General features: G+C 70.1%; 26 protein-coding genes and 1 pseudogene. 16 read left to right on the forward strand and 11 right to left on the reverse strand.

All coding sequences use genetic code 11. The features are described 5' to 3' along the window. The first annotated feature begins 2 nt into the window (after positions 1–2). Together pqqD and pqqE are read left to right on the forward strand one after the other, a co-directional pair. A complete protein-coding gene (gene pqqD, locus AB0383_RS04420) occupies positions 3–296 on the forward strand; it encodes a pyrroloquinoline quinone biosynthesis peptide chaperone PqqD (RefSeq protein ID WP_364185794.1) in 294 nt (97 codons plus the stop codon). Continuing rightward, the gene (gene pqqE / locus AB0383_RS04425; RefSeq protein ID WP_364185796.1) at positions 289–1,383 is read left to right on the forward strand and encodes a pyrroloquinoline quinone biosynthesis protein PqqE; all 1,095 of its coding nucleotides are present in this window, start codon (positions 289–291) and stop codon (positions 1,381–1,383) included. The genes pqqD and pqqE overlap by 8 nt, the downstream gene beginning before the upstream one ends. Positions 1,384–1,386: 3 nt before the next feature. On the opposite strand, the gene AB0383_RS04430 is transcribed toward pqqE, so the two are convergent. Beyond that, the gene (locus AB0383_RS04430; RefSeq protein ID WP_364185798.1) at positions 1,387–2,472 is read right to left on the reverse strand and encodes a sodium:proton exchanger; all 1,086 of its coding nucleotides are present in this window, start codon (positions 2,470–2,472) and stop codon (positions 1,387–1,389) included. A 35-nt stretch (positions 2,473–2,507) separates the two neighbouring features. Beyond that, the gene (locus tag AB0383_RS04435; protein WP_364185800.1) at positions 2,508–2,738 is read right to left on the reverse strand and encodes a hypothetical protein; all 231 of its coding nucleotides are present in this window, start codon (positions 2,736–2,738) and stop codon (positions 2,508–2,510) included. A gap of 20 nt (positions 2,739–2,758) precedes the next feature. Between AB0383_RS04435 and AB0383_RS04440 the strand changes: the two genes are divergently transcribed. Further along, positions 2,759–3,121 (forward strand): hypothetical protein, encoded by a 363-nt coding sequence (locus AB0383_RS04440; RefSeq protein ID WP_364185802.1) that lies wholly within the window; start codon positions 2,759–2,761, stop codon positions 3,119–3,121. Here AB0383_RS04440 and AB0383_RS04445 read toward each other — a convergent pair. Continuing rightward, positions 3,079–4,494, reverse strand: a complete 1,416-nt coding sequence (locus tag AB0383_RS04445; RefSeq protein ID WP_364185804.1) for a cytochrome P450 — start codon at positions 4,492–4,494, stop codon at positions 3,079–3,081. The genes AB0383_RS04440 and AB0383_RS04445 overlap by 43 nt on opposite strands. Before the next feature lie 78 nt (positions 4,495–4,572). Between AB0383_RS04445 and AB0383_RS04450 the strand changes: the two genes are divergently transcribed. After that, positions 4,573–5,145: a TetR/AcrR family transcriptional regulator gene (locus AB0383_RS04450; RefSeq protein ID WP_364185806.1), complete on the forward strand. Its 573-nt coding sequence runs from the start codon at positions 4,573–4,575 to the stop codon at positions 5,143–5,145. Between the two features lie 615 nt (positions 5,146–5,760). On the opposite strand, the pseudogene ctaD reads toward AB0383_RS04450, so the two are convergent. The 3 genes and pseudogenes from ctaD to AB0383_RS04465 all read right to left on the reverse strand — a co-directional run bounded on the left by ctaD (position 5,761) and on the right by AB0383_RS04465 (position 8,273). Then, positions 5,761–7,477, reverse strand: a pseudogene (gene ctaD, locus AB0383_RS04455) (cytochrome c oxidase subunit I). After that, a complete protein-coding gene (hemQ, locus tag AB0383_RS04460; RefSeq protein ID WP_364185810.1) occupies positions 7,474–8,136 on the reverse strand; it encodes a hydrogen peroxide-dependent heme synthase in 663 nt (220 codons plus the stop codon). Before hemQ ends, ctaD begins: the two are co-directional and overlap by 4 nt. Beyond that, positions 8,133–8,273, reverse strand: a complete 141-nt coding sequence (locus AB0383_RS04465) for a hypothetical protein (protein ID WP_364185812.1) — start codon at positions 8,271–8,273, stop codon at positions 8,133–8,135. The genes hemQ and AB0383_RS04465 overlap by 4 nt, the downstream gene beginning before the upstream one ends. Positions 8,274–8,484: 211 nt before the next feature. On the opposite strand from AB0383_RS04465, the gene AB0383_RS04470 reads away from it, so the two are divergent. Together AB0383_RS04470 and AB0383_RS04475 are read left to right on the forward strand one after the other, a co-directional pair. Further along, complete coding sequence (locus tag AB0383_RS04470; RefSeq protein ID WP_364185814.1) at positions 8,485–8,772, forward strand: amphi-Trp domain-containing protein; 288 nt, start codon at positions 8,485–8,487, stop codon at positions 8,770–8,772. Positions 8,773–8,947: 175 nt separating this feature from the next. Continuing rightward, complete coding sequence (locus AB0383_RS04475) at positions 8,948–9,199, forward strand: hypothetical protein (protein WP_364185816.1); 252 nt, start codon at positions 8,948–8,950, stop codon at positions 9,197–9,199. 178 nt (positions 9,200–9,377) lie between these two features. Here AB0383_RS04475 and AB0383_RS04480 read toward each other — a convergent pair whose 3' ends face one another. Together AB0383_RS04480 and AB0383_RS04485 are read right to left on the reverse strand one after the other, a co-directional pair. Beyond that, complete coding sequence (locus AB0383_RS04480) at positions 9,378–9,791, reverse strand: amidohydrolase family protein (protein WP_364185991.1); 414 nt, start codon at positions 9,789–9,791, stop codon at positions 9,378–9,380. Between the two features lie 37 nt (positions 9,792–9,828). Beyond that, entirely contained in the window at positions 9,829–10,080 is a 252-nt protein-coding gene (locus AB0383_RS04485; RefSeq protein ID WP_364185818.1) for a MarR family winged helix-turn-helix transcriptional regulator, read from the reverse strand. Between the two features lie 56 nt (positions 10,081–10,136). Between AB0383_RS04485 and AB0383_RS04490 the strand changes: the two genes are divergently transcribed. After that, on the forward strand, positions 10,137–10,850 hold the full coding sequence (locus AB0383_RS04490; protein WP_364185820.1) for a class I SAM-dependent methyltransferase: 714 nt from the start codon (positions 10,137–10,139) through the stop codon (positions 10,848–10,850). Position 10,851: 1 nt separating this feature from the next. On the opposite strand, the gene AB0383_RS04495 is transcribed toward AB0383_RS04490, so the two are convergent. Beyond that, positions 10,852–11,595, reverse strand: a complete 744-nt coding sequence (locus AB0383_RS04495; RefSeq protein ID WP_364185822.1) for an ABC transporter ATP-binding protein — start codon at positions 11,593–11,595, stop codon at positions 10,852–10,854. A 95-nt stretch (positions 11,596–11,690) separates the two neighbouring features. On the opposite strand from AB0383_RS04495, the gene AB0383_RS04500 reads away from it, so the two are divergent. The 4 genes from AB0383_RS04500 to AB0383_RS04515 all read left to right on the forward strand — a co-directional run bounded on the left by AB0383_RS04500 (position 11,691) and on the right by AB0383_RS04515 (position 14,876). Continuing rightward, positions 11,691–12,341, forward strand: coding sequence for a TetR/AcrR family transcriptional regulator (locus AB0383_RS04500; protein ID WP_364185824.1), 651 nt, complete (start codon positions 11,691–11,693; stop codon positions 12,339–12,341). Further along, positions 12,334–13,362 carry a nucleotide kinase domain-containing protein gene (locus AB0383_RS04505; protein ID WP_366185159.1) on the forward strand — a complete coding sequence of 343 codons (1,029 nt, stop codon included), beginning with the start codon at positions 12,334–12,336 and terminating at the stop codon, positions 13,360–13,362. Before AB0383_RS04500 ends, AB0383_RS04505 begins: the two co-directional genes overlap by 8 nt. Further along, positions 13,359–13,892 (forward strand): GNAT family N-acetyltransferase, encoded by a 534-nt coding sequence (locus AB0383_RS04510; protein WP_364185828.1) that lies wholly within the window; start codon positions 13,359–13,361, stop codon positions 13,890–13,892. The genes AB0383_RS04505 and AB0383_RS04510 overlap by 4 nt, the downstream gene beginning before the upstream one ends. Positions 13,893–14,042: 150 nt before the next feature. Next, complete coding sequence (locus tag AB0383_RS04515; RefSeq protein ID WP_364185830.1) at positions 14,043–14,876, forward strand: alpha/beta hydrolase; 834 nt, start codon at positions 14,043–14,045, stop codon at positions 14,874–14,876. 195 nt (positions 14,877–15,071) lie between these two features. Here AB0383_RS04515 and AB0383_RS04520 read toward each other — a convergent pair whose 3' ends face one another. After that, entirely contained in the window at positions 15,072–17,228 is a 2,157-nt protein-coding gene (locus AB0383_RS04520; protein ID WP_364185832.1) for an alpha/beta fold hydrolase, read from the reverse strand. Positions 17,229–17,447: 219 nt separating this feature from the next. Beyond that, entirely contained in the window at positions 17,448–18,455 is a 1,008-nt protein-coding gene (locus AB0383_RS04525; protein WP_364185834.1) for a GlxA family transcriptional regulator, read from the reverse strand. 175 nt (positions 18,456–18,630) lie between these two features. Here AB0383_RS04525 and AB0383_RS04530 point away from each other — a divergent pair, with 175 nt between their 5' ends. The 5 genes from AB0383_RS04530 (at position 18,631) to AB0383_RS04550 (ending at position 22,739) form a co-directional block, all read left to right on the forward strand. After that, positions 18,631–19,365: an alpha/beta hydrolase gene (locus tag AB0383_RS04530; protein WP_364185836.1), complete on the forward strand. Its 735-nt coding sequence runs from the start codon at positions 18,631–18,633 to the stop codon at positions 19,363–19,365. Between the two features lie 117 nt (positions 19,366–19,482). Next, positions 19,483–20,121: an HD domain-containing protein gene (locus AB0383_RS04535; protein WP_364185838.1), complete on the forward strand. Its 639-nt coding sequence runs from the start codon at positions 19,483–19,485 to the stop codon at positions 20,119–20,121. A gap of 13 nt (positions 20,122–20,134) precedes the next feature. Further along, positions 20,135–21,349 (forward strand): MFS transporter, encoded by a 1,215-nt coding sequence (locus AB0383_RS04540; protein WP_364185840.1) that lies wholly within the window; start codon positions 20,135–20,137, stop codon positions 21,347–21,349. Positions 21,350–21,369: 20 nt separating this feature from the next. Next, the gene (locus AB0383_RS04545; RefSeq protein WP_364185842.1) at positions 21,370–22,281 is read left to right on the forward strand and encodes an NADP-dependent oxidoreductase; all 912 of its coding nucleotides are present in this window, start codon (positions 21,370–21,372) and stop codon (positions 22,279–22,281) included. After that, positions 22,278–22,739, forward strand: a complete 462-nt coding sequence (locus AB0383_RS04550) for a cupin domain-containing protein (protein ID WP_364185844.1) — start codon at positions 22,278–22,280, stop codon at positions 22,737–22,739. The genes AB0383_RS04545 and AB0383_RS04550 overlap by 4 nt, the downstream gene beginning before the upstream one ends. Positions 22,740–22,743 lie beyond the last annotated feature (4 nt).

Raw genomic sequence — 22,743 nt, forward strand, 5'->3', positions numbered from 1 at the left:
CCATGGACTCGACGACCCGCAGCGAAGTGTCCACATCGGACCGACCGCGACTGGCGCGCCACGTCCGGCTGGCGTTCAACACAGCCCGGCAGCAGCACGTCCTGCAGCTCCCCGAGACAGTGGTGGTGCTGAACCGCAGCGGCGCGGCCATCCTCGAGCTGTGCGACGGGCGGCGCACCGTGGCCGAGATCGTGGCCGAGCTGGGTGAGCGGTACGAGAGCGTCCCCGACGACGAGGTGCGGCGGTTCCTGACCCGGCTCGTCGCCCGGCGCTGTGTGGAGCCGGCCGATGGATAACCCCTTCGGACTGCTGGCCGAACTCACCTACCGCTGCCCGCTGGCCTGCTCGTACTGCTCCAACCCGCTGAATCTGGCCGACTACACCGACGAGCTGACCACCGACGAGTGGCGGCGGGTGCTGCTCGAAGCACGGGACCTCGGGGTTCTGCAGTGCCACCTGTCCGGCGGGGAACCGCTGCTGCGGCGCGACCTGGTGGAGATCGTGGCGGAAGCCCACGAGCTCGGCCTCTACACCAACCTCGTGACCAGCGCCCTCGGGCTCTCGCGGCCGAAAGCGGAGCAGCTGCGGGCAGCCGGCCTGGACCACGTGCAGATCAGCGTCCAGGCCGATGAACCCGCGGTGTCCGACCGCATCGCCGGGACCCCGTCCTTCGGGCGCAAGATCGAGGCCATGGGCGTGGTCAAGGAACTGGGGTGGCCGCTCACCGTGAACGTGGTGCTGCACCGGCAGAACATCGACCGCGTCGCCGACGTGCTCGGGCTGGCCGAGCAGGTGGGCGCCGATCGGGTGGAGCTGGCCAACACCCAGTACTACGGCTGGGCGTTGCGCAACCGGGCCGCACTGCTGCCGAGCCGGGACCAGCTCGACGCGGCCGAGGTCGTCGTGCGGGCCGCCCGCGAGCGGTTGCGGGATCGCATGGACGTCATCTATGTCCTGCCCGACTACTACAGCCGCTACCCGAAGCCGTGCATGGGCGGCTGGGCGTCCCGGCAGCTGACCGTGACGCCGAACGGCGACGTCCTGCCGTGCCCGGCCGCCCAGTCCCTGCCGTTGCCGCGGGCGAACGTGCGGGAGGACCCGTTGGAGCGGATCTGGGCCGACTCCCCGGTGATGACCGCGTTCCGGGGGACGGACTGGATGCCGGATCCCTGCCGCAGCTGCGATCGGCGGGAGCTCGACTTCGGCGGGTGCCGCTGTCAGGCGTTCCAGCTCACGGGCGACGCGGCACGCACCGACCCGGTCTGCCACCTCTCGCCCGACCACCACCTCGTGGCCCGGGTGGTCGAGACCGCGAACGCCGATTCGCGGACCGATCTTCCGTTGATCCCCCGTCCGCACCGCGCCGGACATTCCAGCGTGTGACACTCAATCCGTTTCGATCGGCGCTCCGCCGAACACGGCGAAGCTGACGGCCCAGTAGGCGATGTAGAGCGCGAGCAGCACGAACCCGTGCCAGCGCCTGAGCCGGCGGGTGTAGAGGAAGTACGCCGCGAGCGCGGTCATGCCGACGAGGATTGGGAGGTGCCAGGAGAGCACGTTCTCGTCGACGTCGATGCTGCCGCCGGCGAGCAGGACGATGCCGAGCTTCGCGGTCACGCCGAAGACCACGCTGCCGATGACGTTCCCGACACCGAGCTCGGGCGCGCCTTTGCGGGTGGGTTCGACGGTCAGGAAGATGTCCTCGAGGGTGAGCACGAGGGTGGCGATCGTCGCACCGAAGAGGGCACCCTGGATGTGGTAGTCCTCCAGGATGCCCTTGGTGCCGTAGCTGGTGATGGCGGCGCCGGCGACGAGGCCCACCAGCGCGAGCACGGCCAGCGCGATCGCGGCCCAGCCGGGGATCGGGCGCTCCTTGTTGAAGGGCATCGTCACGACGAACGGGGGCTTGTCGGTGGGCACGTCGGCGGGGTCCTGTCTCGAGGTGCCGCCTGGGCTTGCGGTTGCGCTTCCGGTTCCGCTGGGGCGTGCCCCGACCTCCAGCTTCTCGAGGATCTCCGCATTGCGGAAGACGGGCGTGCTCCGCTTGAGCTCCCGGGTCGCCACGTACCCGATGAAGAGCACGAACAGCAGCACGAGCACCACGCCGTAGATCGGGGTGAGAGGCGCGAAGACGATGAAGGGAATCAGCACCAGCGGCGCGGCGGCGAACAACGCGAGGTACGGGCGCGGAATGTTCACCTTCGTCGGCGAAACGATCGCGGCGAGGGCGAGCACTATTCCGATCATCGAGATCGCCGTGCCGAATACGGTCCCGAGAGCGACGTCACCGAGATCTTCGACGTTCAGCGCCACTCCGAGCGCGACGTCGTCGAATTCGATTCCGGTGAAGATGATCGCGAGCAAGAACACGGACACGCGCAGGCCGGCCGCCGCACCGACGACGTAGGTGATCAGCTTCTCCGCGCTGTAGATCAGCAACGCCGCACCAGCGACGAAAATGAGTATCGACATAGTACCGGCAGTCCTTTCCGAGAGGGCCGAAAAGGTCAGTGCTCGGGGTCGACCGACAGCCGGCCACTGCCCCAGGCATCCGATCGTCGCAGGTCGCCGTCGATTCGGCTACGCCGACTCACCCACGTGAAATTGTGGAAAACAATTTTCCCGTTCAGCGGTGGGATTCGCCGGTTTCCCCTGCCGTCGATATCCGAGCCACCGCTCCCGATCCGTTCTCCTGTCAGGTCGTGCGCCACCCGCGCGTCGTCCACCTTCCGCCGCACGACAGGGTCCTTCCTGGACGATGTCGTGCTCGTGCAGCGGGTGCCGGTGGGCCTGCGACGACCTGGTCATCGCGGGGATCCCGAACGGCTACTTCACCAGCGACTGGACCGTGTTCCAGAACCACGCGATCGTCCGGCGGATGGCGACGCACGGCTATCGCCATTTCGGAATCGGGGCCTCGCTGCTCGGGTTCGACCGGGTCGCCGCCCCGACGACCGAGCAGGCGCGGGCGCTCGTCGCCGATCTGACGCACCTCTACGGCGCGCCCGGCGCGCCCGGCGTGGCCGCGTGGGACGAGCTGGCCGGACTGCTGCCCGAGCGGTGCCTGCTGCTACTCGGCTACACGGAGAACTTCCCCGACATGGTCGGCCGGCTCGGCTGAACCGCCGCACGCGCCCGGGCCCGCGGGCGAACCGTGAAGCCGCTCGGCTTGAGCGTCAGGGACTCGGCGATCTTCAATTCGTACGCCGGATCAGCCTCGAAGTCGTAGCGCTGCAACACCATTCCCAACGCGAGCACGGCCTCGTGCAGCGCGAACTGCCGGCCGATGCATGCGCGTTCCCCCGTGCCGAAGGGTTTGTAGGCCTGCGCCGGGCGTTTCTTCACCGCGGCCGGCTCGAAGCGGTCCGGGTCGAACTTCTCCGGGTCCGGTCCCCACACCGCCGGGTCGCGGTGGACCAGCGGTAGGGGCACGATCACCCAGTCGCCCTTGCGCATCCGGTACTTCCCACCGAGCAGCACGTCTTCGCGGGCCTCGCGCGAGTAGCCGGGAGCGGTCGGCCACAGCCGCATGGCCTCGTCGAGCACGCGGCGCACGTAACGCAGCTTCGCGACGTCGCTGAACCCCGGCTCTCGATCGCCCCACACCGCGTCGACCTCGGCGCGCGCCTTCGCCAGCACGTCGGGGTTGCGCGTGAGGTAGTACAGCGCGAACGACAGCGCGCCGGAGGTCGTCTCGTGGCCCGCGACGACGAACGTGATGGCCTGGTTGCGGATGTTCACCGGGTCGAGGCGCTCGCCCGTCATCGGATGGCCTTCGGTGAGCATGAGGCCGAGCAGATCACGGCTCTCGCCACCTTCGCGGCGGCGGGCCTCGATGACCTCGTCGACGAGGTCGTTCATGGTCGCGATGTCGGCCTGGTTCTGCGCGGGCGACCCGGCGAACGCGCGCCGCACGAACGGGAGCTTCACGTTCTGCAGCTGCGCGAACCGCAGCGCGCGGATCATCGCCGTGACGAACGGGTGCGGCTCGGCCCGCTCGAAAGAGCCGAACCGGTAACCGAAGCCGGCGCGCCCGATCGTCTCCAAGGTCAGCCGGGTCATGTCGGCGGCGACGTCGACCGGGCCGCTCGCGCGGTCCCAGGCGTCCGTCAGCTCGTGCGCGACCTCCAGCATCACCGGGTGGTAGCGGCGCATCGCCTCGGCGGAGAACGCCGGCTGCAGGATGTCGTGGGCCAGCCGCCAGTTCGGCTCGTGTGTGTGGGCGGTGAACAGCCCGTCGCCCGCCAGCGCGCGCAGGTTCTCGATGCCGAGGCCGACGTGCTTGCCGAACTTCGTCTCGTCGTTGAGCTGCGTGACCACGTCGACGCCGCCGGCGAAGACGATCTCGAAGCCGAAGATCTTGCGCGTGAAAATGGGCCCCACCTGCTGCCCGACGCGCAGGGTGTCCTGCAGCGGCGTGCGCGGGTTCGACCCGAGCAGGTCGCCGATCACCGGCAGCCGTCCCGGCCGGTGCGGAATCCCGGTGGTGTCCACGTTCGCTCCCCTATTGAACCCAGATCCAATAACGTCACGATCCCCCGCTACTGAACCCGTGTCAAGTAAGCTCGCGTGATGCGGACACGGCTGAGCACGCAGCAGCGGCGCGAGCAGCTCCTGGGCATCGGCGCCGGGCTGTTCGCGAACCGGCCGTACGACGACGTGTGGATCGAGGAGGTCGCCGAGATCGCGCAGGTCTCGCGCGGCCTGCTCTACCACTACTTCCCCACGAAGAAGGACTTCTTCGCCGAGATCGTCCGCCGGCAGCGCGACCAGCTCCTGGCGATGAGCGAGCCCGACCCGGCGCTGCCGGTCAGCGAGCAGCTGAGCGCCGGGCTGGACGTCTACCTCGAGTTCGCCCGCACGCACCCCGACGGCTACCGCATCGTGCACCGCTCCGCCGGCGACGCCGACCGCGAGATTCGGGAGATCCGCGAAGCCGGGATGGCGGCCAACACCGAACGCATCCTGGCCGCGCTCGCCCTGCTGAGGCCGGTCACCGACACCACGCGGCTGGCCGTGCGCGGCTGGCTGGCCTTCGTCTCCACGCTGATCCTCGACTGGCTCGACCAGCCGAAGGTCACCCACGAGGAGCTGCGCGACATCTGCGTCCGGACACTCTTCGCGGCGGTCGACGTCACCGCGTGACGCTCGCGGTCAGTCCACAGTGGTCATGATCTCGTTCACCGGGTAGACCGGCCGTTCGCCCCGCACCACGCGCGCGACGTCGGCCGGCGCCGGTCATCATCGCTCCAGCAGGCCTGGTCCGCCCCGGGGAGGGCCGTCGGATTCGGCGAGGTGGGTGGAACTATCCGCGGGTAGTGGCGTCACCGACCACCATTTCGAAGAGGCACAAGTACGCCGCTTCCTCCTTGTCGAAGCAGTGCTCGTTTATGCGCCTTCCCCGTTCGGCATAAGACACACACCACCTCGACCCGCGCCGTTCCACTACGTACTGCTCGTTTGGGTGACCATCGTTGATCGAGTAAGAACTCTTCGCCACGCCTTCTTCGTCCAGGGCCCGCATGAGCTCGTCACGGTTCACTGGTCACCCTCGGGGCGCGTGTCGGCAACGCGTGAGGGCCGTGGTCTTCCCACACCCGCAGCGCTCCCGGGCCCAGCTCGCCGGCGAGGATCTGCTCCTTGATCCGCCGATGACACTCGTCGACGAGCGAGGGCAGGGTGATGCGGTCGACACTCCGGGGACTCCACGGGACATCGTAACGGGTTTCGTCGACAGTCGGCAGAAGCCCGCTGAACGGGTCAGACCTCCTTCTGCTGACCGGTCAAGGTGATGTGGCCTTCAGCGCGGATCCGCTCGATCATGTGCGGGTAGTGCAGCTCGAAGGCCGGGCGCTCGGAGCGGATCCGGGGCAGCTCGGTGAAGTTGTGCCGCGGCGGCGGGCAGGACGTGGCCCATTCGAGGGAGTTGCCGTAGCCCCATGGGTCGTCGACGGTGACGATCTCGCCGTAGCGGTAGCTCTTGAACACGTTCCACAGGAACGGCAGCATCGAGGCGCCGAGGAGGTACGCGCTGATCGTCGACACGGTGTTGAGCGCGGTGAAGCCGTCCGTGGACAGGTAGTCGGCGTAACGGCGGGGCATGCCCTCGGCGCCGAGCCAGTGCTGGACCAGGAACGTGCCGTGGAAGCCGATGAACGTGGTCCAGAAGTGCCACTTGCCCAGCTTCTCGTCCATCATCCGGCCCGTGATCTTCGGGAACCAGAAGTAGATCCCGGCGAAGGTCGCGAACACGATCGTGCCGTAGAGCACGTAGTGGAAGTGCGCCACCACGAAGTAGCTGTCCGATACGTGGAAGTCGATCGGCGGCGCGGCCAGCATCACGCCGGTCAGGCCACCGAAGAGGAACGTGACGATGAAGCCCATCGAGAAGATCATCGGTGTCTCAAAAGACAGTTGCCCCTTCCACATCGTGCCGATCCAGTTGAAGAACTTCACCCCCGTGGGCACGGCGATGAGGAACGTCATGAACGAGAAGAACGGCAGCAGCACCGCACCGGTCGCGTACATGTGGTGCGCCCACACCGCGGCCGAGAGCGCCGAGATGGCGATGGTCGCGAAGATCAGGCCGCGGTAGCCGAAGATCGGTTTCCGGCTGAAGACCGGGAAAATCTCCGACACGATCCCGAAGAACGGCAGCGCGACGATGTACACCTCGGGATGGCCGAAGAACCAGAACAGGTGCTGCCACAGGATCACCCCGCCGTTGGCCGGGTCGAACACGTGCGCGCCCAGGTGCCGGTCCGCCAGCAGACCGAGCAACGCGGAGGTGAGGATCGGGAACGCGACCAGGATCAGGATGCTCGTGATGAGGATGTTCCAGGTGAAGATCGGCATCCGGAACATCGTCATGCCCGGCGCGCGCAGACAGACCACGGTGGTGACCCACGTTGACCGCGCCGAGGATGGTGCCCAGGCCACCCACCACCAGTCCGGAGATCCACAGGTCGGCGCCGACACCTGGCGAGTGGATCGCGTCCGACAGCGGCGTGTAGGCGAACCAGCCGAAGTCGGCCGCACCACCGGGAGTCAGGAATCCGGAAAGGACGATCAGGCTCCCGAAGAGGAAAAGCCAGTAGGAGAAGGCGTTCAGCCGCGGGAACGCGACGTCGGGAGAACCGATCTGCAGCGGCAGCACGAAGTTGGCGAACCCGAAAACGACCGGCGTGGCGTAGAGCAGCAGCATCACCGTGCCGTGCATGGTGAAGAGCTGGTTGTACTGCTCCTGCGACAGGAACTGCAGCCCCGGGCGGGCCAGCTCCGTGCGCATCAGCATCGCCATCGCGCCGCCGATGAGGAAGAACCCCATCGAGGTGACGAGGTACATGACGCCGAGCTGCTTGTGGTCCGTCGTGCGCAGCAACCGGACGACCAGCGAACCGCGGGGCGCGTCGCGGCGCGGGTGCGCACGGACCGCCACGGGAACCGGGGCGACGCGCGCGGGCGAATCAGTGCTCATGACAGGCTCCTGACCAGATCGTGGACCGACACGCGCTGTCCCGTGAAGAACGGCGTGTCGAGGCGGACGTGCATGCGGGCCTCGGTCGCGCGGAACTCGCGCATCAGATCGACGATCCGGTCCAGGCGATCCGCTTCCAGCGCGAGGATCCATTCGTAGTCGCCGAGGCCGAAGGCGGCGAGGGTGTTCGACAGGACGTCGGGGTAGTCGTGGGCCGCGGCCCCGTGGTCGGCGAGCATCCGGCGCCGTTCCGCCGCGGGCAGCAGGTACCACTCGTACGAGCGCACGAACGGGTACACGCAAGCGAACCGCGCCGGCGCCTTCGCCTCCAGGTAGGCCGGCAGGTGGCCCGGGTTGAATTCCGCTTCGCGGTGGGTTCCGGCCGAGCTCCAGACCGGCCGGGACGCGGCGCCCCACGTGGTCCTGCGCAGCGCGAGGTAGGCCTCCTGCAGCGCCTCGGGGGAAGCCGCGTGCCACCAGATCATCCAGTCGGCGTCCGCGCGCATCCCGGACAGCAGGTAGACGCCGCGGACCGTGGCACCGCCGGCCAGCGCCTGCTCCACCTCCCGCGAGACGGCCGCCTGGTCACAGCCAGGCACCCGACCGGCCGCGAAGACCGACCACATCGCATAGGCCTGCTGGGGTTCGCAGGCGTTCATCGCGGCAGGACGGTGAACGCGACCGTCAGCACGAAGACCAGCGCGCACACCACCACCAGCGCCAACGCCAACGGTCGCGGTCCGACGCCGGGCGGCCCGGCCACCTCGCGGCTCGGCTCCGGCATGAACTCGTCCATCACCACTCCTTTACGCACGCCTGACCGCCCGGATGGATAGTACGCTGATAATTAGCACACTAATCAACGGGGCGAGACGTAACTCACGACCCTCTTTCGCCACCGAGCGTGAGCGGACGACCCCGGTGCGCCTTCATGCGTGGCAGGTGATGTGCCCGCGCCGGGCGGCTGGTGCTGTTCGCGGCAACGGCAGCGAGCGAAGGAGTCAGCCATGTCCGACGTCGAGGTCAAGCGCGAGGAGAAGCTGTCGCGCGAGGACGCCGCCGAGCGGCTCGCCGCGCTCGCCGCCGCGCTGGCGGAAGGGGGCAAGGTGGAGCTCGCACTCGGGGCCAGCACCGTGAAGGTCCACGTGCCCGACGAGGTGGAGATCGAGGTCGAGATCGAAATCGACGGCAGCGAGGTGGAGCTGGAAGTGGAGCTCAAGTGGGCAACCGGGAAACCCGCCCGCGCGGTGGCCACGAGGCGGACCGGCCGGCGATCCGCCGCCGCCGCGAAATGACTCCTGCGGCCGGCCGACACCGGTGACGGTGGCGGGCAGCCGGACCGGGTCGATACCGGCCAGCCGGTACGGACGCTACCGGCTGGCCGGTATCGACGTATTCCCGGCAGCACCGGGCCCGCAACGGCCGCTGGCGGCAATGTGCGCGGGCGGCCCCGCTGCGACGCTGGGTTTCATGAAATCGAACGAGCGGTCCGGGCACTCCGAGCCCGAAGACCTCACCACGGTGACCGGACATACCGGCACCTCGTACCTGTGCCCGGATCTGTCCGCGGTCGACCAGCACATCACCTTGCTGTACCAGGAAATCGAGCGCACTCCCCCGTCGAGCCGCCCCGACGTCGAGCGGACCGTCTGGGCCGACATCGACCTTCTGCTCGACCGCCGGAAGTGGCTCGAGGTGACCACCCTTACCGCGGCGGGGTGACCTGACGGTCACCGTTGCCCTTCACCTGACCGGCGGACCCACCTCCGTCGTCCCGCCGGATCAGCCCGCCAGGCGCGGGAACAGCACCTCCGCGTTGCCGCGGTCGATCGCGGCGGCCTGGCCTTCGGCGAAGCGTGGGTACTGCTCCAGGTACCGGTTGTAGTAAGCGCCGGCCTGTTCAGGAGCGAGGCCAGTCGCTGCCGTAGAGGACGTGCCCCGGTTCGGCGGACTCCAGCAGCGCCGGCAGCGCGCTGGGGCTGGCCGAGAGGGCCGTGTCGAAGTAGAAGCGCCTGAGTTCACGGATCACGTCGTCAGCGTCGCGTGTGGTGTCCACGACGGTCGACGTCCGCCCGGAGAACCAGTAGGTGGCGTACGGCAGGAACCCGCGGCCGTGCGAGAGGATCACGCGGACATTCGGGAATCGGCCGAGCATGCCCGTGAGCACCAGGTTGAGCGCGGCTCGCGTGGTGTCGAAGACGTAGTCCGCCAACGGCGCCGGCGTGCCGGCCGGCAGCGGCATCGGCGGCTGCGCCGGGTGGACGAACACGACGGCTCGCCGCCGGTCCAGTTCTGCCCACAGCGGCGCGAAAATCGGGGTCCGCCGAGGTAGCGACCATCCACATTGGACATCAGGACGACCCCGTCGGCACGCAGGGTGTCCACGGCGTGCCCGACTTCGGCGACGGCCCCGTCGACGTCGGGCAACGGAAAAGCGCCTCGAACTGCCGGGCCCGCAGCTCGGTGCGCAGGGCCACGAGGCGGTGCGAACCGTCGGCGATGAGGCGGATCAGGACCTTCCGCTCGTCGTCCGGGGCGCGGTGCCGGGTGATCAGGTCGCGGTATTCGGCCCAGGAGCGGCGCGAACTGACCGCGCACTGCACGGGCTGGCCGATCCGTCGCGTTGAGCCGGTTGGGTGACGACCGCGAGGTGGGTTGGATGGGGCGCATGCCAGCCGACGTCACCAACGACTACGACAGTTTCGCCGAGGCTTACACGGCCGAGACCGAGACCAGCCTCATCAACGCCTACTACGCGCGGCCCGCGATCCTGGACCTGGCCGGGGACGTGACCGGCCGGCGAATCCTCGACGCCGGCTGTGGGGCCGGTCCCGTGTTCGCCGCACTGCGCGACCGCGGCGCCGAGGTGACCGGCTTCGACGCCAGCGTCAAGATGATCGAGCTCGCCCGGCACCGGCTCGGCGCCGACGCGGACCTGCGGATCGGCGACCTGAGCAAGCCGCTGCCGTATCCAGACGCGGAGTTCGACGACGTCATCGTGTCGCTGGTGCTGCACTACCTCGAGGACTGGTCCGCTCCCCTGGCCGAACTGCGGCGCGTGCTGAAGCCCGGCGGCCGCCTCATCCTGGCCGTCAACCACCCGATCGTCTTCAAGCTGCTCAACCTCGAGTCGAACTACTTCGCGACCGCCCGGTGGTCGGAGGAGTACGACTTCGCCGACCAGAAGGCCACGCTCACGTACTGGCACCGGCCCCTGCACGCGATGACCGACGCCTTCACCGCGGCCGGCTTCCGGACAGCCGTGATCAGCGAGCCGTACCCGGCGCCGGGCGCGCGCGAGCGGTTCCCCGAGGAGTTCGGGGACAAGCACGCGTTCCTGTGCTTCCTGTTCTTCGTCCTCGAGGCCGCCTGACTCACCGACCGGGTGTCTTGTACTCGGCGAGGACTTCGTCCAGCGAGCCGTGCGCGCGGACGCGGCCCTCGTCCAGCCAGAGGGCCGTGGTGCACAGCTCGCGCAGCAGGTCGTCGGCGTGGGAGGCGAACACCAGCGCGCCGGAGCGGCGGGCGAGGTCCACCAATCGGCCGCGGGCTTTGGCCAGGAACGCCGCGTCGATCGCGCCGAGGCCCTCGTCGAGGATGAGGATCTCGGGGTCGATGGTGGTCACCACGCCGAGCGCGAGCCGGACGCGCATGCCGGCGGAGTAGGTGCGTAGCGGCAGGTGGAGGTAGTCGCCGAGCTCGGTGAACTCCGCGATGTCGTCGAGCCGGCGCTCCATCTGCCTGCGGCTCATGCCGAGGAACAGCCCGCGGATCAGGATGTTCTCGCGGCCGGAGACCTCGGGGTCCAGGCCCACGCCGAGGTCGAACACCGGCGCGATCCGGCCGACGACGCGTGTGCTGCCGCGGGTCGGCTCGTAGATGCCCGACAGCAACCGCAGCAGCGTGGACTTGCCGGCGCCGTTGTGCCCGACCAGCCCGACGCGGTCGCCGTCGCGCAGGGACAAAGTGATGTCGCGCAGCGCCTCGATGACCGGGACCTTCGCGCCGGTGCCGATCTTGCCGCCGACCTTGCCGAGCACCTGCTTCTTCAGCGAGCGCGTCTTGGCGTCGAAGATCGGGAAGTCGACGGAGGCACCCGTCACCTCGATGCTCACCATGCCGCTGCTCCTCCTCATCCCGAATGATAATGGAAGTTATCATTCGCATATGGGCGCCGACCGTGCGCCCCGAAGTGCGAGGTAACGTGCGGCCGGTGAGTCAGCGATCCGTCGAGCAGGGCTTCCGCCCGCCCCAACAAGCCCGCAGCCGGGAGTCCCTGCAGAAGGTGCTGGCCGCGGCCGAGCACGTGCTCGCCGACGGGGGCATCGAGGAGTTCACCGTCGGCGCGGTCGCCGACCGGGCGGGGCTGTCGGTGGGAGCGATCTACCGCCGGTTCTCGGGCAAGGACCAGCTGCTCTACGCGGTGAAGGACGAGCTGCTCGGCCGGCTGGAAACCACCGTCGGCGACGCGCTTCGCTCGCCGGCGCCCGGGCTTCGCGAGACCGTCACCGCGTTCACCGAGGCCCTGGCGCATACGTTCACCCGCCACGGCCGCGTCTTCCCCGACCTGCTCGATGCCCAGCGCGCCGAGGGCCGCGACCGGGGCCTGCAGGCGATGGCCGCGATCCAGCGGACCTTCGTCGACGCGGCCGAGCCCTGCCTCGCCGAGATCCGCCGCCCGGACGGCGCCCTCGCCCTTAGGATGGCCGCGCGGACGATCATCGGCTCGTGCGTCCACCGCGCCGCCTCCGGCCGCTTCTGGCCGGACGACTTGACTTGGCGCACGTGGGCGACCGAGACGGCGGAGATGGCGCTGGCTTACCTGACGTCGCCGGGAAATCCGGAGCCCGGCCGCCGTGAGTGAGTCCATTCCGGACCTCACCGTCTTGGGCCGGAGACTGCAGCCGAGCCCGGTTTTCGACACGTATTGGCGGTTTGCCGCCGCCCGCCAAGACGCCTACTTCGCGCGGTTGCGGAACTGCGAGCCCGTGGCGAGCGATCCGATCCTCACCGCCCACCGGTTCACGAACTGCTACCGCGCGGCGGACCGGGTGAGCCAGTTCGCCATCCACGACGTGGGCTACCGCGGCCCGCAAGAGGCGCGTGACGTGGTCTTCCGGATGGTGCTGTTCAAGTCCTTCAACAAGATCGACACGTGGCGCCTGCTGGAGGCCGAGCTCGGACCCGTCACGTGGGCGTCGTGGCGGCCGGCAGCGGCACGCGCGGTCCTCGACGCGGCCTGGCGCGCCGGGCGCGCGCTGTACTCCCCCGCCTACGTCATCCCGCCGCCCCGGCTGGGCGGCGCCCGCAAGCACCACGACCACCTGCTGCTCGCCGAGACCATGATCCGCGACGGCCTGGCCGAGAAGCTCCAGGACGCCCACGGCCTGGCGCAAGTGTTCGCGCTGCTGCGCTCCTATCCGGGCCTGGGGGATTTCCTGGCCTTCCAGTTCGCCATCGACCTCAACTACACGTCCGTGCTGGACTTCTCCGAGAACGACTTCGTCGTCGCCGGCCCGGGCGCGCGCGACGGCATCAGGAAATGCTTCGGACCCGGCGCCCGCGGTATCGAGGACGCGGTGATCGCGTATATGACCGACACGCAGGAAGCCCACTTCACGCGGCTCGGACTGCGCTTCGCCTCGCTGGGCGGACGTCGCTTGCACCTGGTCGACTGTCAGAACTTGTTCTGCGAAGTCAACAAATATGCCCGCGTCGCGCACCCGGACATCGCCGGCACCTCCGGGCGGACCCGGATCAAGCAGCAGTACCGCCGAAGCGGTGAACCGATGCCGGCGCCGTGGTTTCCCCTGAGTGGGGCATCACCGAGGCCGTACGGGCGCAAGCTTCCGCCATGGTCGTGCCGCGATAAGTTACCGCCATGACCGCCTGGCCGCCCGCCCCGATCAGGACCGAGCGGCTGGTGCTGCGCCAGTCCGAGGCCCGGGACCGCGCGACGATCATCGAGTTGTTCGCCTCGCCCGAGGTCTCGACCTTCCTCGGTGGCCCGCGATCGCGGGCCGAGCTGGAGCGCACCTCGCCCGAGGTGCCCGGGCGGCGCTTCGGTTTCTTCGTCGTCGAGCTCGACGCGGCGATGATCGGCATGGTCACGCTCGACCGGCGTGAGGCGGCCCGTCCGGGTCAGCTCCGGCCGGGCGCCGAGGCAATGGAGATCGGCTACCTGTTCCTGCCGCGGGCCTGGGGGTTCGGGTACGCCGCCGAGTCGTGTGCGGCGGTGCTCGCCTGGATCGCCGGGGCGCTGCCCGGCGAACCGGTGGCGCTCTGCACCCAGACCGCCAACGAGCGCTCGATGCGGCTCGCGGCGAAGCTGGGATTCACCGCGGTGGAGAAGTTCGAGGAGTTCGGCGCCGAACAGTGGTTCGGTGTGTGGCATTCGGCCGCCGAGTCCGATTGAGCCCGCTGGTCGCGCCGATCAAGTGACAGTTCTTACCCCTAAGGCCGCCGACTCAGGTCGCGGCGGCGGCGTAACGTGATCATGGCCGGCCGCCGCGTGCGGCCACTGTGGACAGACGGCATCGACTGCTGACAAGGGGAGCTCTCAGCCATGAACCGCACAGACCCGCACCATCGCGAGAATCCGGACACCACGGGATCCCCGGCGCGGCTGACCCGCCGGTCCTTCGCGGGCATCGCCGCATTGAGCGCCACCGGGCTCGCGCTCGCCGTACCGGGTTCGGCGAGCGCCGCCACGCGGCCCGCGCCGCGGCGGTCCGTCGTGCTCGTCCACGGCGCCTACGCCGACGGGTCGTGCTGGGCCGACGTGATCCCGCGCCTGCAAGCCGCCGGCATCACGGTCACGTCGGTGCAGAACCCGTTGACCTCGCTGGCCGACGACGTTGCCGCGACGCGGCGCGAGCTCGACCTGCAGAGTGGGCGGACCGTGCTGGTGGGCCACTCCTACGGCGGTTCGGTGATCAGCGAGGCCGGCGTCCACCCGGCCGTCGACTCGCTCGTCTACCTGTCCGCGCGGGCACCGATGGCCGGCGAGGACTACCCCGCGCTCACCGCGCGGTTCCCGGCCGCGCCGGCCGGCGCGGGTCTCGTGTACCAGAACGGTTTCGGCCACCTCACCGAAGACGCGTTCCTCAACGACTTCGCCAACGGCGTCCCGACCACCAGGGCGCGGGTCCTCTACGCCGCCCAGGGCCGCGTCGCGCAGGATCTCTTCGCGACCAAAACCACCGCCGCCGCGTGGGAAACCAAGCCGAGCAGCTACGTGATCACCACGGCCGACCGCACGACCACGCCCGAGCTCCAGCGTTTCGTCGCCGCCCGGATGAAGGCGCGCACGACGGTGATCAACTCGGGGCACCTGTCTTTCATCACGCATCCCGACACCGTCACCCGCGTCATTCTCGAGGCCGTGCACCGGGCCTGAACCTACGAGCGCTCGGCCGCGGCGCTCAGCGAGTCGGCGGCGGTCAGGAGGGACGCGCCGAGGAGCACCCCGTCCTTCAGGAGGGCCTCGCCGAGCACGGACAGCTGGGCGCGGAAGAAATGGGGCGCCCCGCCGTCAGCCCGTACCGCATCACCGGTGCCGCGGTGTCGGCCGGGGCACGCGGCTCGGTCGATCTCACCGCACGGCCTGGACGGCGCTCGCGATGAGCCGCAGCACGTCGTCGGGGTGGGAGACCATCGCGACGTGGTTGGTCGCGACCTCGACGGTCGTAGCCTTCATCCGCGCGGCGAACAGGCGCTGGGCCTCGGGCGGGATCGCCTGGTCACCCTCGGCCACCAGGAACCACGCCGGGTGCGACTTCCACGCCGGTACGCCCATCACCTCGTCGAGAGCCGAGAAGGCCAGCGGCTGCTGCACCGCGTGCATGACGCGCGCCTTGACCGGGTCGACGTCGGCGGCGAAGTGGTTCACGAAGTCGTCCTCGGGCAGCCACGCGAAGCCCTGCTTGTCGACGTCGAGGTGCGCCAGCGCCGGGGTCACGGGGCCTTGCGCCAGCAGCTTGCCGATCGTCTCGCCCTCGTCCAGGCCGAACGCCGCGACGTAGACCAGGCCGACGACGTTCGGCGCGTCCGTCCCCAGGGCGGTGACGATCTGCCCGCCGTACGAGTGGCCGGCGACGATCGTCGGGCCGTCCTGGCGGGCCAGCACCTGACGCAGCCGTGCGACGTCGGCGGCCAGCGACGATTCCGGGAACTGCGGTGCGGTGACCCGGTAGCCGTCGGCCTGCATGCGCTCGATCACCGCGCTCCAGCACGAGCCGTCGGCCCACGCGCCGTGGACGAGGACGATGTTCGGTCGCTGAGCCATGCTGGTTCCTCCCCGGACAGCCGTTTCAGAGCCCTTGGAGACTGGCGTGGCAGGCGCCGTCGCCTCATCACCCTTGGCGAGTGAACCCTCGCGCGGGCCGAGCCACGCGGCCAGCACGTGGGCTACGACCACCGCGACGATCACCAGCGGCATCACCGCCAGCCCGTCGGACGCGAGCAGGAGTGTGGCGAGCAGGACGGACGTCAGCGGCAACCGCAGCATGACGACGCACATCGCGCCGATCCCCATCGCCACCCCGGCGACGAGCGGCAGGCCCGGCAGGTGCGACAGCGCGACGCCGCCGGCGGCTCCGAGGAACATCGACGGGAAGACGGGCCCGCCGCGGAACGCCGACAGCGTCACGCCGTACGCGAGTCCCTTGCAGGCCACCAGGAGCAGCAACGTCGGGACCGCGTACGTCGCGCTGTTCTCCAGGAGCGCCGGCAGCGCCGTCTCGCCGGAGAACAGGACGTCCGACAGGCTTCCGCCTGCGGCGGTGTAGGCGATCGCGAGCCCGGCGACCACGAGGCCCGCCACGGGAGTCAGCAGCAGGACGTGGTTTTCGACGCGCGAGTGCAGCAGCAGGGACAGCCTGCGAATACCCGTGCCCAGCACCGCCGCGGCCGCGCCGATGCCGAGCGCCCAGCCGAACTGCCCGATGTCGGGGTGGGTGAACGGCGGTAGTTCGGGCAACGCCAGTGACGCCGGGCCCAGGCCGGTCAGCGAGTCGAGGCCGATGAAGAGCAACGTGCCGATCCCGGCGGCCAGCAGCCCCGGCAGCAGCACCAGCCCCATGGTCGCGCCGGCCAGCCCCGACGCCTCCATCAGCAGGAACGCGCCGAGGATCGGCGACCCGAGCAGCGCGCTGATGGCGGCGAAGCTCCCCGTCGCCGCCACCACGGCACCGACCTGCTTCGGCTCGTGCGGACGCGCGAGCCGGATCGCGCACACCCCGAGCCCGGCACCGAGCGCGATCAGCGGCGCCTCGGGCCCGAGGACCGCCCCCAGCCCGAGCGTCGCCACCGCGGCGAGCAGCACGCCCGGCAGCTGGCGCGGCGTGGGCTGGTGGCCCGGCGTGAACCCGTAGACGGGCGGATGGCCGCCCCCACCGGGCAGATACCGCACCGCGACCGCGACCAGCAGCCCGCAGAGGAGGAGCGGCGGCACCGGCCACCACAACGGCGGCCCGGCGAACCCGAGCGCGCGCGGCAGATCGGTGTAAACCCAGACTTGCAGCGCGCCGACCAGCTGGAGGAAGAAGTACGCCGCCGCGGAGATGGGCACCCCGATGATCGCGGCGAGCACGAGAAGGCGCAGGTAGGCACGTGAGCGGAGCCGTGCTGAGGGGTCCGGCTCCTTCTGCTCGCCCGGCTGGTCTGGCTTCGTCTGCTGGCGCAGCTGGCTCGGCCCGGCCGGCCCATCCGAGGTGCCGCCGGCCGACGCAGGCGTAGCCGTCTCCGCCATGCTCCGCCCTCCTCACCGTCGGCCCTGCCGCGCCGGCGCGCCGCTCGAACCGGCTTGGGAGGACGACGCCACGGTCCTCGCCGCCGGCCCGCGAAGCATCGCCCGTGCGAGGTGAGCCGGATCGGGCCGCGCCCCGCCGCGTCGGACCCGGCGGAGAAGGGCGGCCGCGAGCTTCATGCCGATGGTGGCCTCGCAGACCGGCCGGACGGCCGCCGAAAACTACCCAGCGTTGGCCCGTTGCGCCGTGCTGAACCGGCGCTGGTAAGCCGCCGGGCTGATCGACAGCTTCCGCGCGAACACCCGCCGCAAAGCCTCGTAGCTGGGGAAACCGGCGAGGGTCGCTGCCTGGGTCGCGGTGTGGCCTTGGTCCAGCAGGGCCCGGGCCAGGTCGAAGCGGATGTTCTCGACGTAGCGGGCCGGGGTGGTGTTCAGTTCGTCGTGGAAGAGGCGCGTGAGCTGGCGGGTGCTGACGTTCAGGTGTTTCGCGAGGTCGCCGAGCGAGTACCTGGCGCCGGGGTTGGCCGTGACCAGGTCGGTGATCGTGCGCAGGGCCGGGGAGCGCGGCGGCGGGCCCTGCAGCGGGGCGGAGAACTGCGACTGCCCGCCCGAGCGCTGCAGGTACACGACCAGGGAACGGGCGACGTCGCGCGTCAGGTCGGGGCCGTGGTCCTCCTCGACGAGGGCCAGGGCCAGGTCGATGCCGGCGGTGACGCCGGCGGAGGTGTAGGTGGTGCCGTCGCGAACGTAGATGGCGTCGGGCTCGACGCGGCACGTCGGGCAGCGCGCGGCGAGCTCTTGGGTGACCTTCCAGTGCGTGGTGGCGCGCTTGCCGTCGAGCAGGCCGGCGGCGGCGAGGATGAACGCGCCCGTGCAGATCGAGGCGACGCGGCGGGCGCCGGCGGCCGGCACGCGGGCGGCTTCCGCCAGGTCGCACGGCACGGGCGTGCGCGGGTAGAGGTCGGACCCGGCCACCAGGTAGGTGTCCGGCGCGGGCTCGGAGCGCACGGAACCCTCGACCGCGACCTTGAACCCGAGGTTCGAAACCACGTCCTCGCCCGTCGGCGAGACGAGCACGATCCGGTAGTCGGCACCGAGCCGCGTGGCCTCCTTGAACACCTCCGCCGGGCCCGCGACGTCCAGCAGGGTCACCCCGTCGAAGACCAGGATCGCCACGACGCGCGCGGGGGAACCCGGCCTGGCGGTCGTGGAGGCGGAAGACGGGCGCACAGGGCATTGGTAGCACACCGTCACCACAAAATTGCGCCCACCAAGTTTAGTTACACCTATTGACCGTAACTAAACTACTCGCTACGTTCCCTTCGTCACAGGCCCGACCGAGAAGCAGGTCCGGCACGGGCTGCAAGCCCTCTGGCAACGAAGCCACAGGAAGGTGAGTCGAACCATGGTGGAGACGTACGTGCTGGTTCCGGGCGCGTGGCACGGCGCGTGGTCGTGGCGGCCGGTCGCCCAGCGGCTGCGCGCCGCGGGGCACGACGTGGTCGCGCTGACGCTGCCGGGCCTCGCGGACGGCGACGACCCCCGCCGTTTCACGCTCGAGGACACAGTGGACTTCCTCGTCGATTTCCTCGACGGCCACGACCTGAAAGACGTCACGCTGGTCGCCCACAGCTGGGGCGGGTACCCCGTTTTCGGGGCGGCGCACCGGGTTCCGCACCGGGTTCGCCGCGTGGTGTTCCACAGCGCGTTCGTGCCGGAAAACGGCGTGGCGCTCGTGGACGACGTCCCGCCGGGGCACGCCGCGCTCTTCCGGCAGCTCGCGCAGGAATCGGGTGACCATTCCGTCGTCCTGCCTTACCCGGTGTGGCAGAGCGCCTTCGCCCAGGACACCCCGGAACCGACGCAAAAGCTGATCTACGAACTGCTCGTGCCGCAGCCGATGTGCTTTTTCGAACAGCCCCTGCACGCGCCCGCGTTTTCGACCCTCGGCCTGCCGGTCAGTTACCTGGCCGGCGAATGCGACCTGGCGATGCCCCCGGGCGACTACGCGTGGTGTCCGCGATTCCCGGCCCGGCTCGGGGTCGAGCCGATCACCGTTCCGGGTGACCACGAGGCGTTTCTGACCCGCCCCGACGCCTTCGTCGAGGCACTGCTGCACGCACACACCGTCGACGGCTGAACCGCGCGTCCCGATCTGAGTGGTTCCTGGCCGGACAAAGGCGGCACGACGGGCGCCGCGATCGGCACCATGGAGACGGACACAATCCGTCGAGAAAAGAACGGAAGCGCAGCAGTCATGTCAGAGATCATCGCGGGTGTGGAGGTCCCCGAGACGGCGGCGGTCGCCGAGGCGTCGCGTCTCATCCAGGAAACGACCAACCCCCTCATCTACCACCACTCCCGCCGGGTTTACTTCTTCAGCCAGTTCCACGCGCAGCGGCTTGGGGTGAAACCGGATCCGGAACTGCTCTACCTGGCCGCGATGTTCCACGACACCGGGCTCATCACGCCGTTTTCCGACGTGGAGCAGCGGTTCGAGGTCGACGGCGCCGACCACGGGCGCAAGTTCCTGCTGGACCGGGGTTTCTCGGCCGCGGCCGCGGACACCGTGTGGACGGCCATCGCCCTGCACACCACGCCGGGAATCCCCGGGCGCATGGGCCCGGAAATCGCCACGACCCACCTCGGCGTGCTGACCGACGTGCTCGGTTTCGGTTTCGACGGCCTGGACCTCGCCCAGGTCGAGGAAATCCTCGCCTTCCACCCGCGCGGCGACTTCAAGAACGATTTCCTGCGCACCTTCGTCGACGCGTTGAAGCACCGCCCGGAAACCACCAACGGAACGGTGAACTCCGACATCCTGGAGCACTTCATCCCCGATTTCTCCCGCACGACCACCGTCGAGCGCATCACCGGCTCGCCCTGGTCGAGCTGACCCGGCCACCGAAATGGACGACCGACACAACCTGAGCCGGGGCGCCTCCTTCGCCCTGCTCGTCTTCGCCAACGTGCTCCTGATGGCGTCGACGAGCGCCCCCTCGCCGATCTACCCGGTGTACCTGCAGCGGTGGGGCTTTTCGGTGATGATCCTGACGGTCGTTTTCGCCGTGTACGTCGCCGGGCTGGTCGTCGCGCTGCTGACGGTCGGTTCGCTGAGCGACCACGTCGGGCGCCGGCCGGTGCTGGTCGCGGCGCTCCTGGTGGCCGCGGCCGGCACGGCGATCTTCTGGGCGGCCGGCGGGGTCGGCGCGCTCGTGACCGCCCGGATCGTGCAGGGCCTCGCCACCGGGATGGCGACGGGCGCGCTGGCCGCCGGGCTGGTCGAGTTCTCCCCCGCGGATCGCCCGCACCGCGGGCCGACGATGACCGCCGTGGGGACGAGTTTCGGGCTCGCCGCCGGTGGCGGTGTGACAGGCCTGCTCGTGCAGGCCGGCCCACAACCCGACGCGGTGGTCTTCCCGGTGCTCACCGTGGCGTTCATGGCCGTCGCCGCGCTGGTCTTCGCCATCCCCGAGACGGCCGGCCCACGGCCTGGCGTGCTGACGTCGCTGCGCCCGCGCGTCCGCGTGCCGCGCGAGACGCACCGGGCGTTCTTCGGCGCGGTGCCCGCCATCGTCGCGGGGTGGTCACTGACCGGGTTGTTCCTCGCGCTCGCCCCGTCGCTCGTGACCGAGGTCCTGCACGTGCGGTTCGGCGCCGCGGGCGGCCTCGCCATCGCGGTGCTGTTCCTCGCCAACAGCGCGGGCGGCCTGTGGGCGGCGCGGCACACCGCCCGGATCGCGACCCTGATGGGCGCGGTCCTGCTGGTCGTGGGCGCGGCGGTGCTGGCAGGCGCCCTGGGTTTCGGCTCCGCGGACGGCTTCCTCGGCGGGTCAGTGATCGCCGGGCTGGGCGTCGGCCTGACGTTCACCGGGACGCTGCGCGGCATCAGCGCGGCCACCACCACGAAGACGCGGTCGGAAGTGTTCTCCGCGGCCTACGTCGTCAGCTACGCGGCGCTGAGCCTCCCGTCGCTGGCGGCCGGGCTGGTGGAGCCGTCCTGGGGGCTGGAGACGACGGGCTACGTGTACCTCGCGTTCGTCGCGGTGCTGTCCGTGAGCGCGGCCGTGCAGTCCTCTTCGACCCGGCGCGTCGCTGAACTCGTTGCACCCCGACACCACTGACTGTCCTGAAAGGACATGACATGCAAGCCATCACCGCACAGGACCAAAGCGCGGGCGTCGGCGGCCTCAAGCTCGCCGACGTGCCCCACCCGCACGCCGCCGAGAACGACGTCATCGTGCGCGTGCACGCCGCCGGCTTCACCCCGGGCGAGCTCGAGTGGCCCGGCACCTGGACCGACCGCGCCGGCCGCGACCGCACGCCCAGCGTGCCCGGGCACGAGCTGTCCGGCGTCGTCGCCGAGCTGGGTTACGGCACCACCGGCCTGAGTGTCGGGCAGCGCGTGTTCGGCCTCACCGACTGGCTGCGCGACGGTTCCCTGGCCGAGTACACCGCCGTCGAGGCCCGCAACCTCGCGCCGCTTCCCGCGGACATCGACCACACCGTGGCCGCCGCGCTGCCGATCTCGGGGCTGACGGCGTGGCAGGCCCTGTTCGACCACGCTTCGCTGTCCGCCGGCCAGACCTTGCTGATCCACGGTGCCGCCGGCGGTGTCGGGTCCATCGCGGTGCAGCTCGCCCACGAGGCGGGCGCCCAAGTGATCGGCACCGGCCGCCCTGCCGACCGCGACTTCGTGCTCGGCCTCGGCGCGCACTACTTTGTGGACACCGCCTCCTTCGAGTCCGCCGGCCCGGCCGACGTGATCCTCGACGTGATCGGCGGCGAGGTCCTCGAGCGCTCGACGAAGCTGGTGCGCCCCGGCGGCACCGTCGTGACCATCGCCGCGCCCCCCGAGGTGCAGCCGGCCGACGGGCGCGCCGTTTTCTTCGTGGTGGAACCGGATCGCGTGCGCCTGGCGGACCTGGCCCAGCGCGTCCGCGACGGACGGCTCAAGCCGATCGTCAGCAACGTGCGCCCGCTCGCCGAGACGGCCGAAGCGTTCGCGCGGCGGCAGCGGACTCCGGGTAAGACGATCATCCAGGTGGCCGAGTGATCAACCCACGTGTCGCCGGCGGCCTGCTGCTCACCGCGGTGGCGGTCGCCGGCTGCTCGTCCGCAGCCGAGTCCCAGGCCGCGGCTCCGGCTTCGGCTCCGGCCTCTGTTTCCGGTCATCCTGCCGAGACGCTGACCCCGCTTCTCGCCCAGGCCCTGCCGAACATCCCGGGCAAGACGTTCACCTCGTCGATCGTCTCGTTCCCGCCGTCCGCCGGCGCGGCCCCCCACCGCCACGGCGACGCTTTCGTCTACGCCTACGTGCTCGAAGGCACGATCCGCAGCCAGCTCGAAGGCCAGCCCGCCCACGCCTACCACCAGGGCGAAAACTGGACCGAACAGCCGGGCGCGCACCACGTCGCCACGGACAACGTCAGCGCGACCGAACCGGCGAAACTGCTGGTCGTGTTCGTGGCGACGACGGGAGAACAGCTGAAAGTGGACGACCCGCACGGCTGAGCCG

It is taken from the genome of Amycolatopsis sp. NPDC051373 (genome assembly GCF_040689465.1).
Lineage (GTDB): Bacteria > Actinomycetota > Actinomycetes > Mycobacteriales > Pseudonocardiaceae > Amycolatopsis.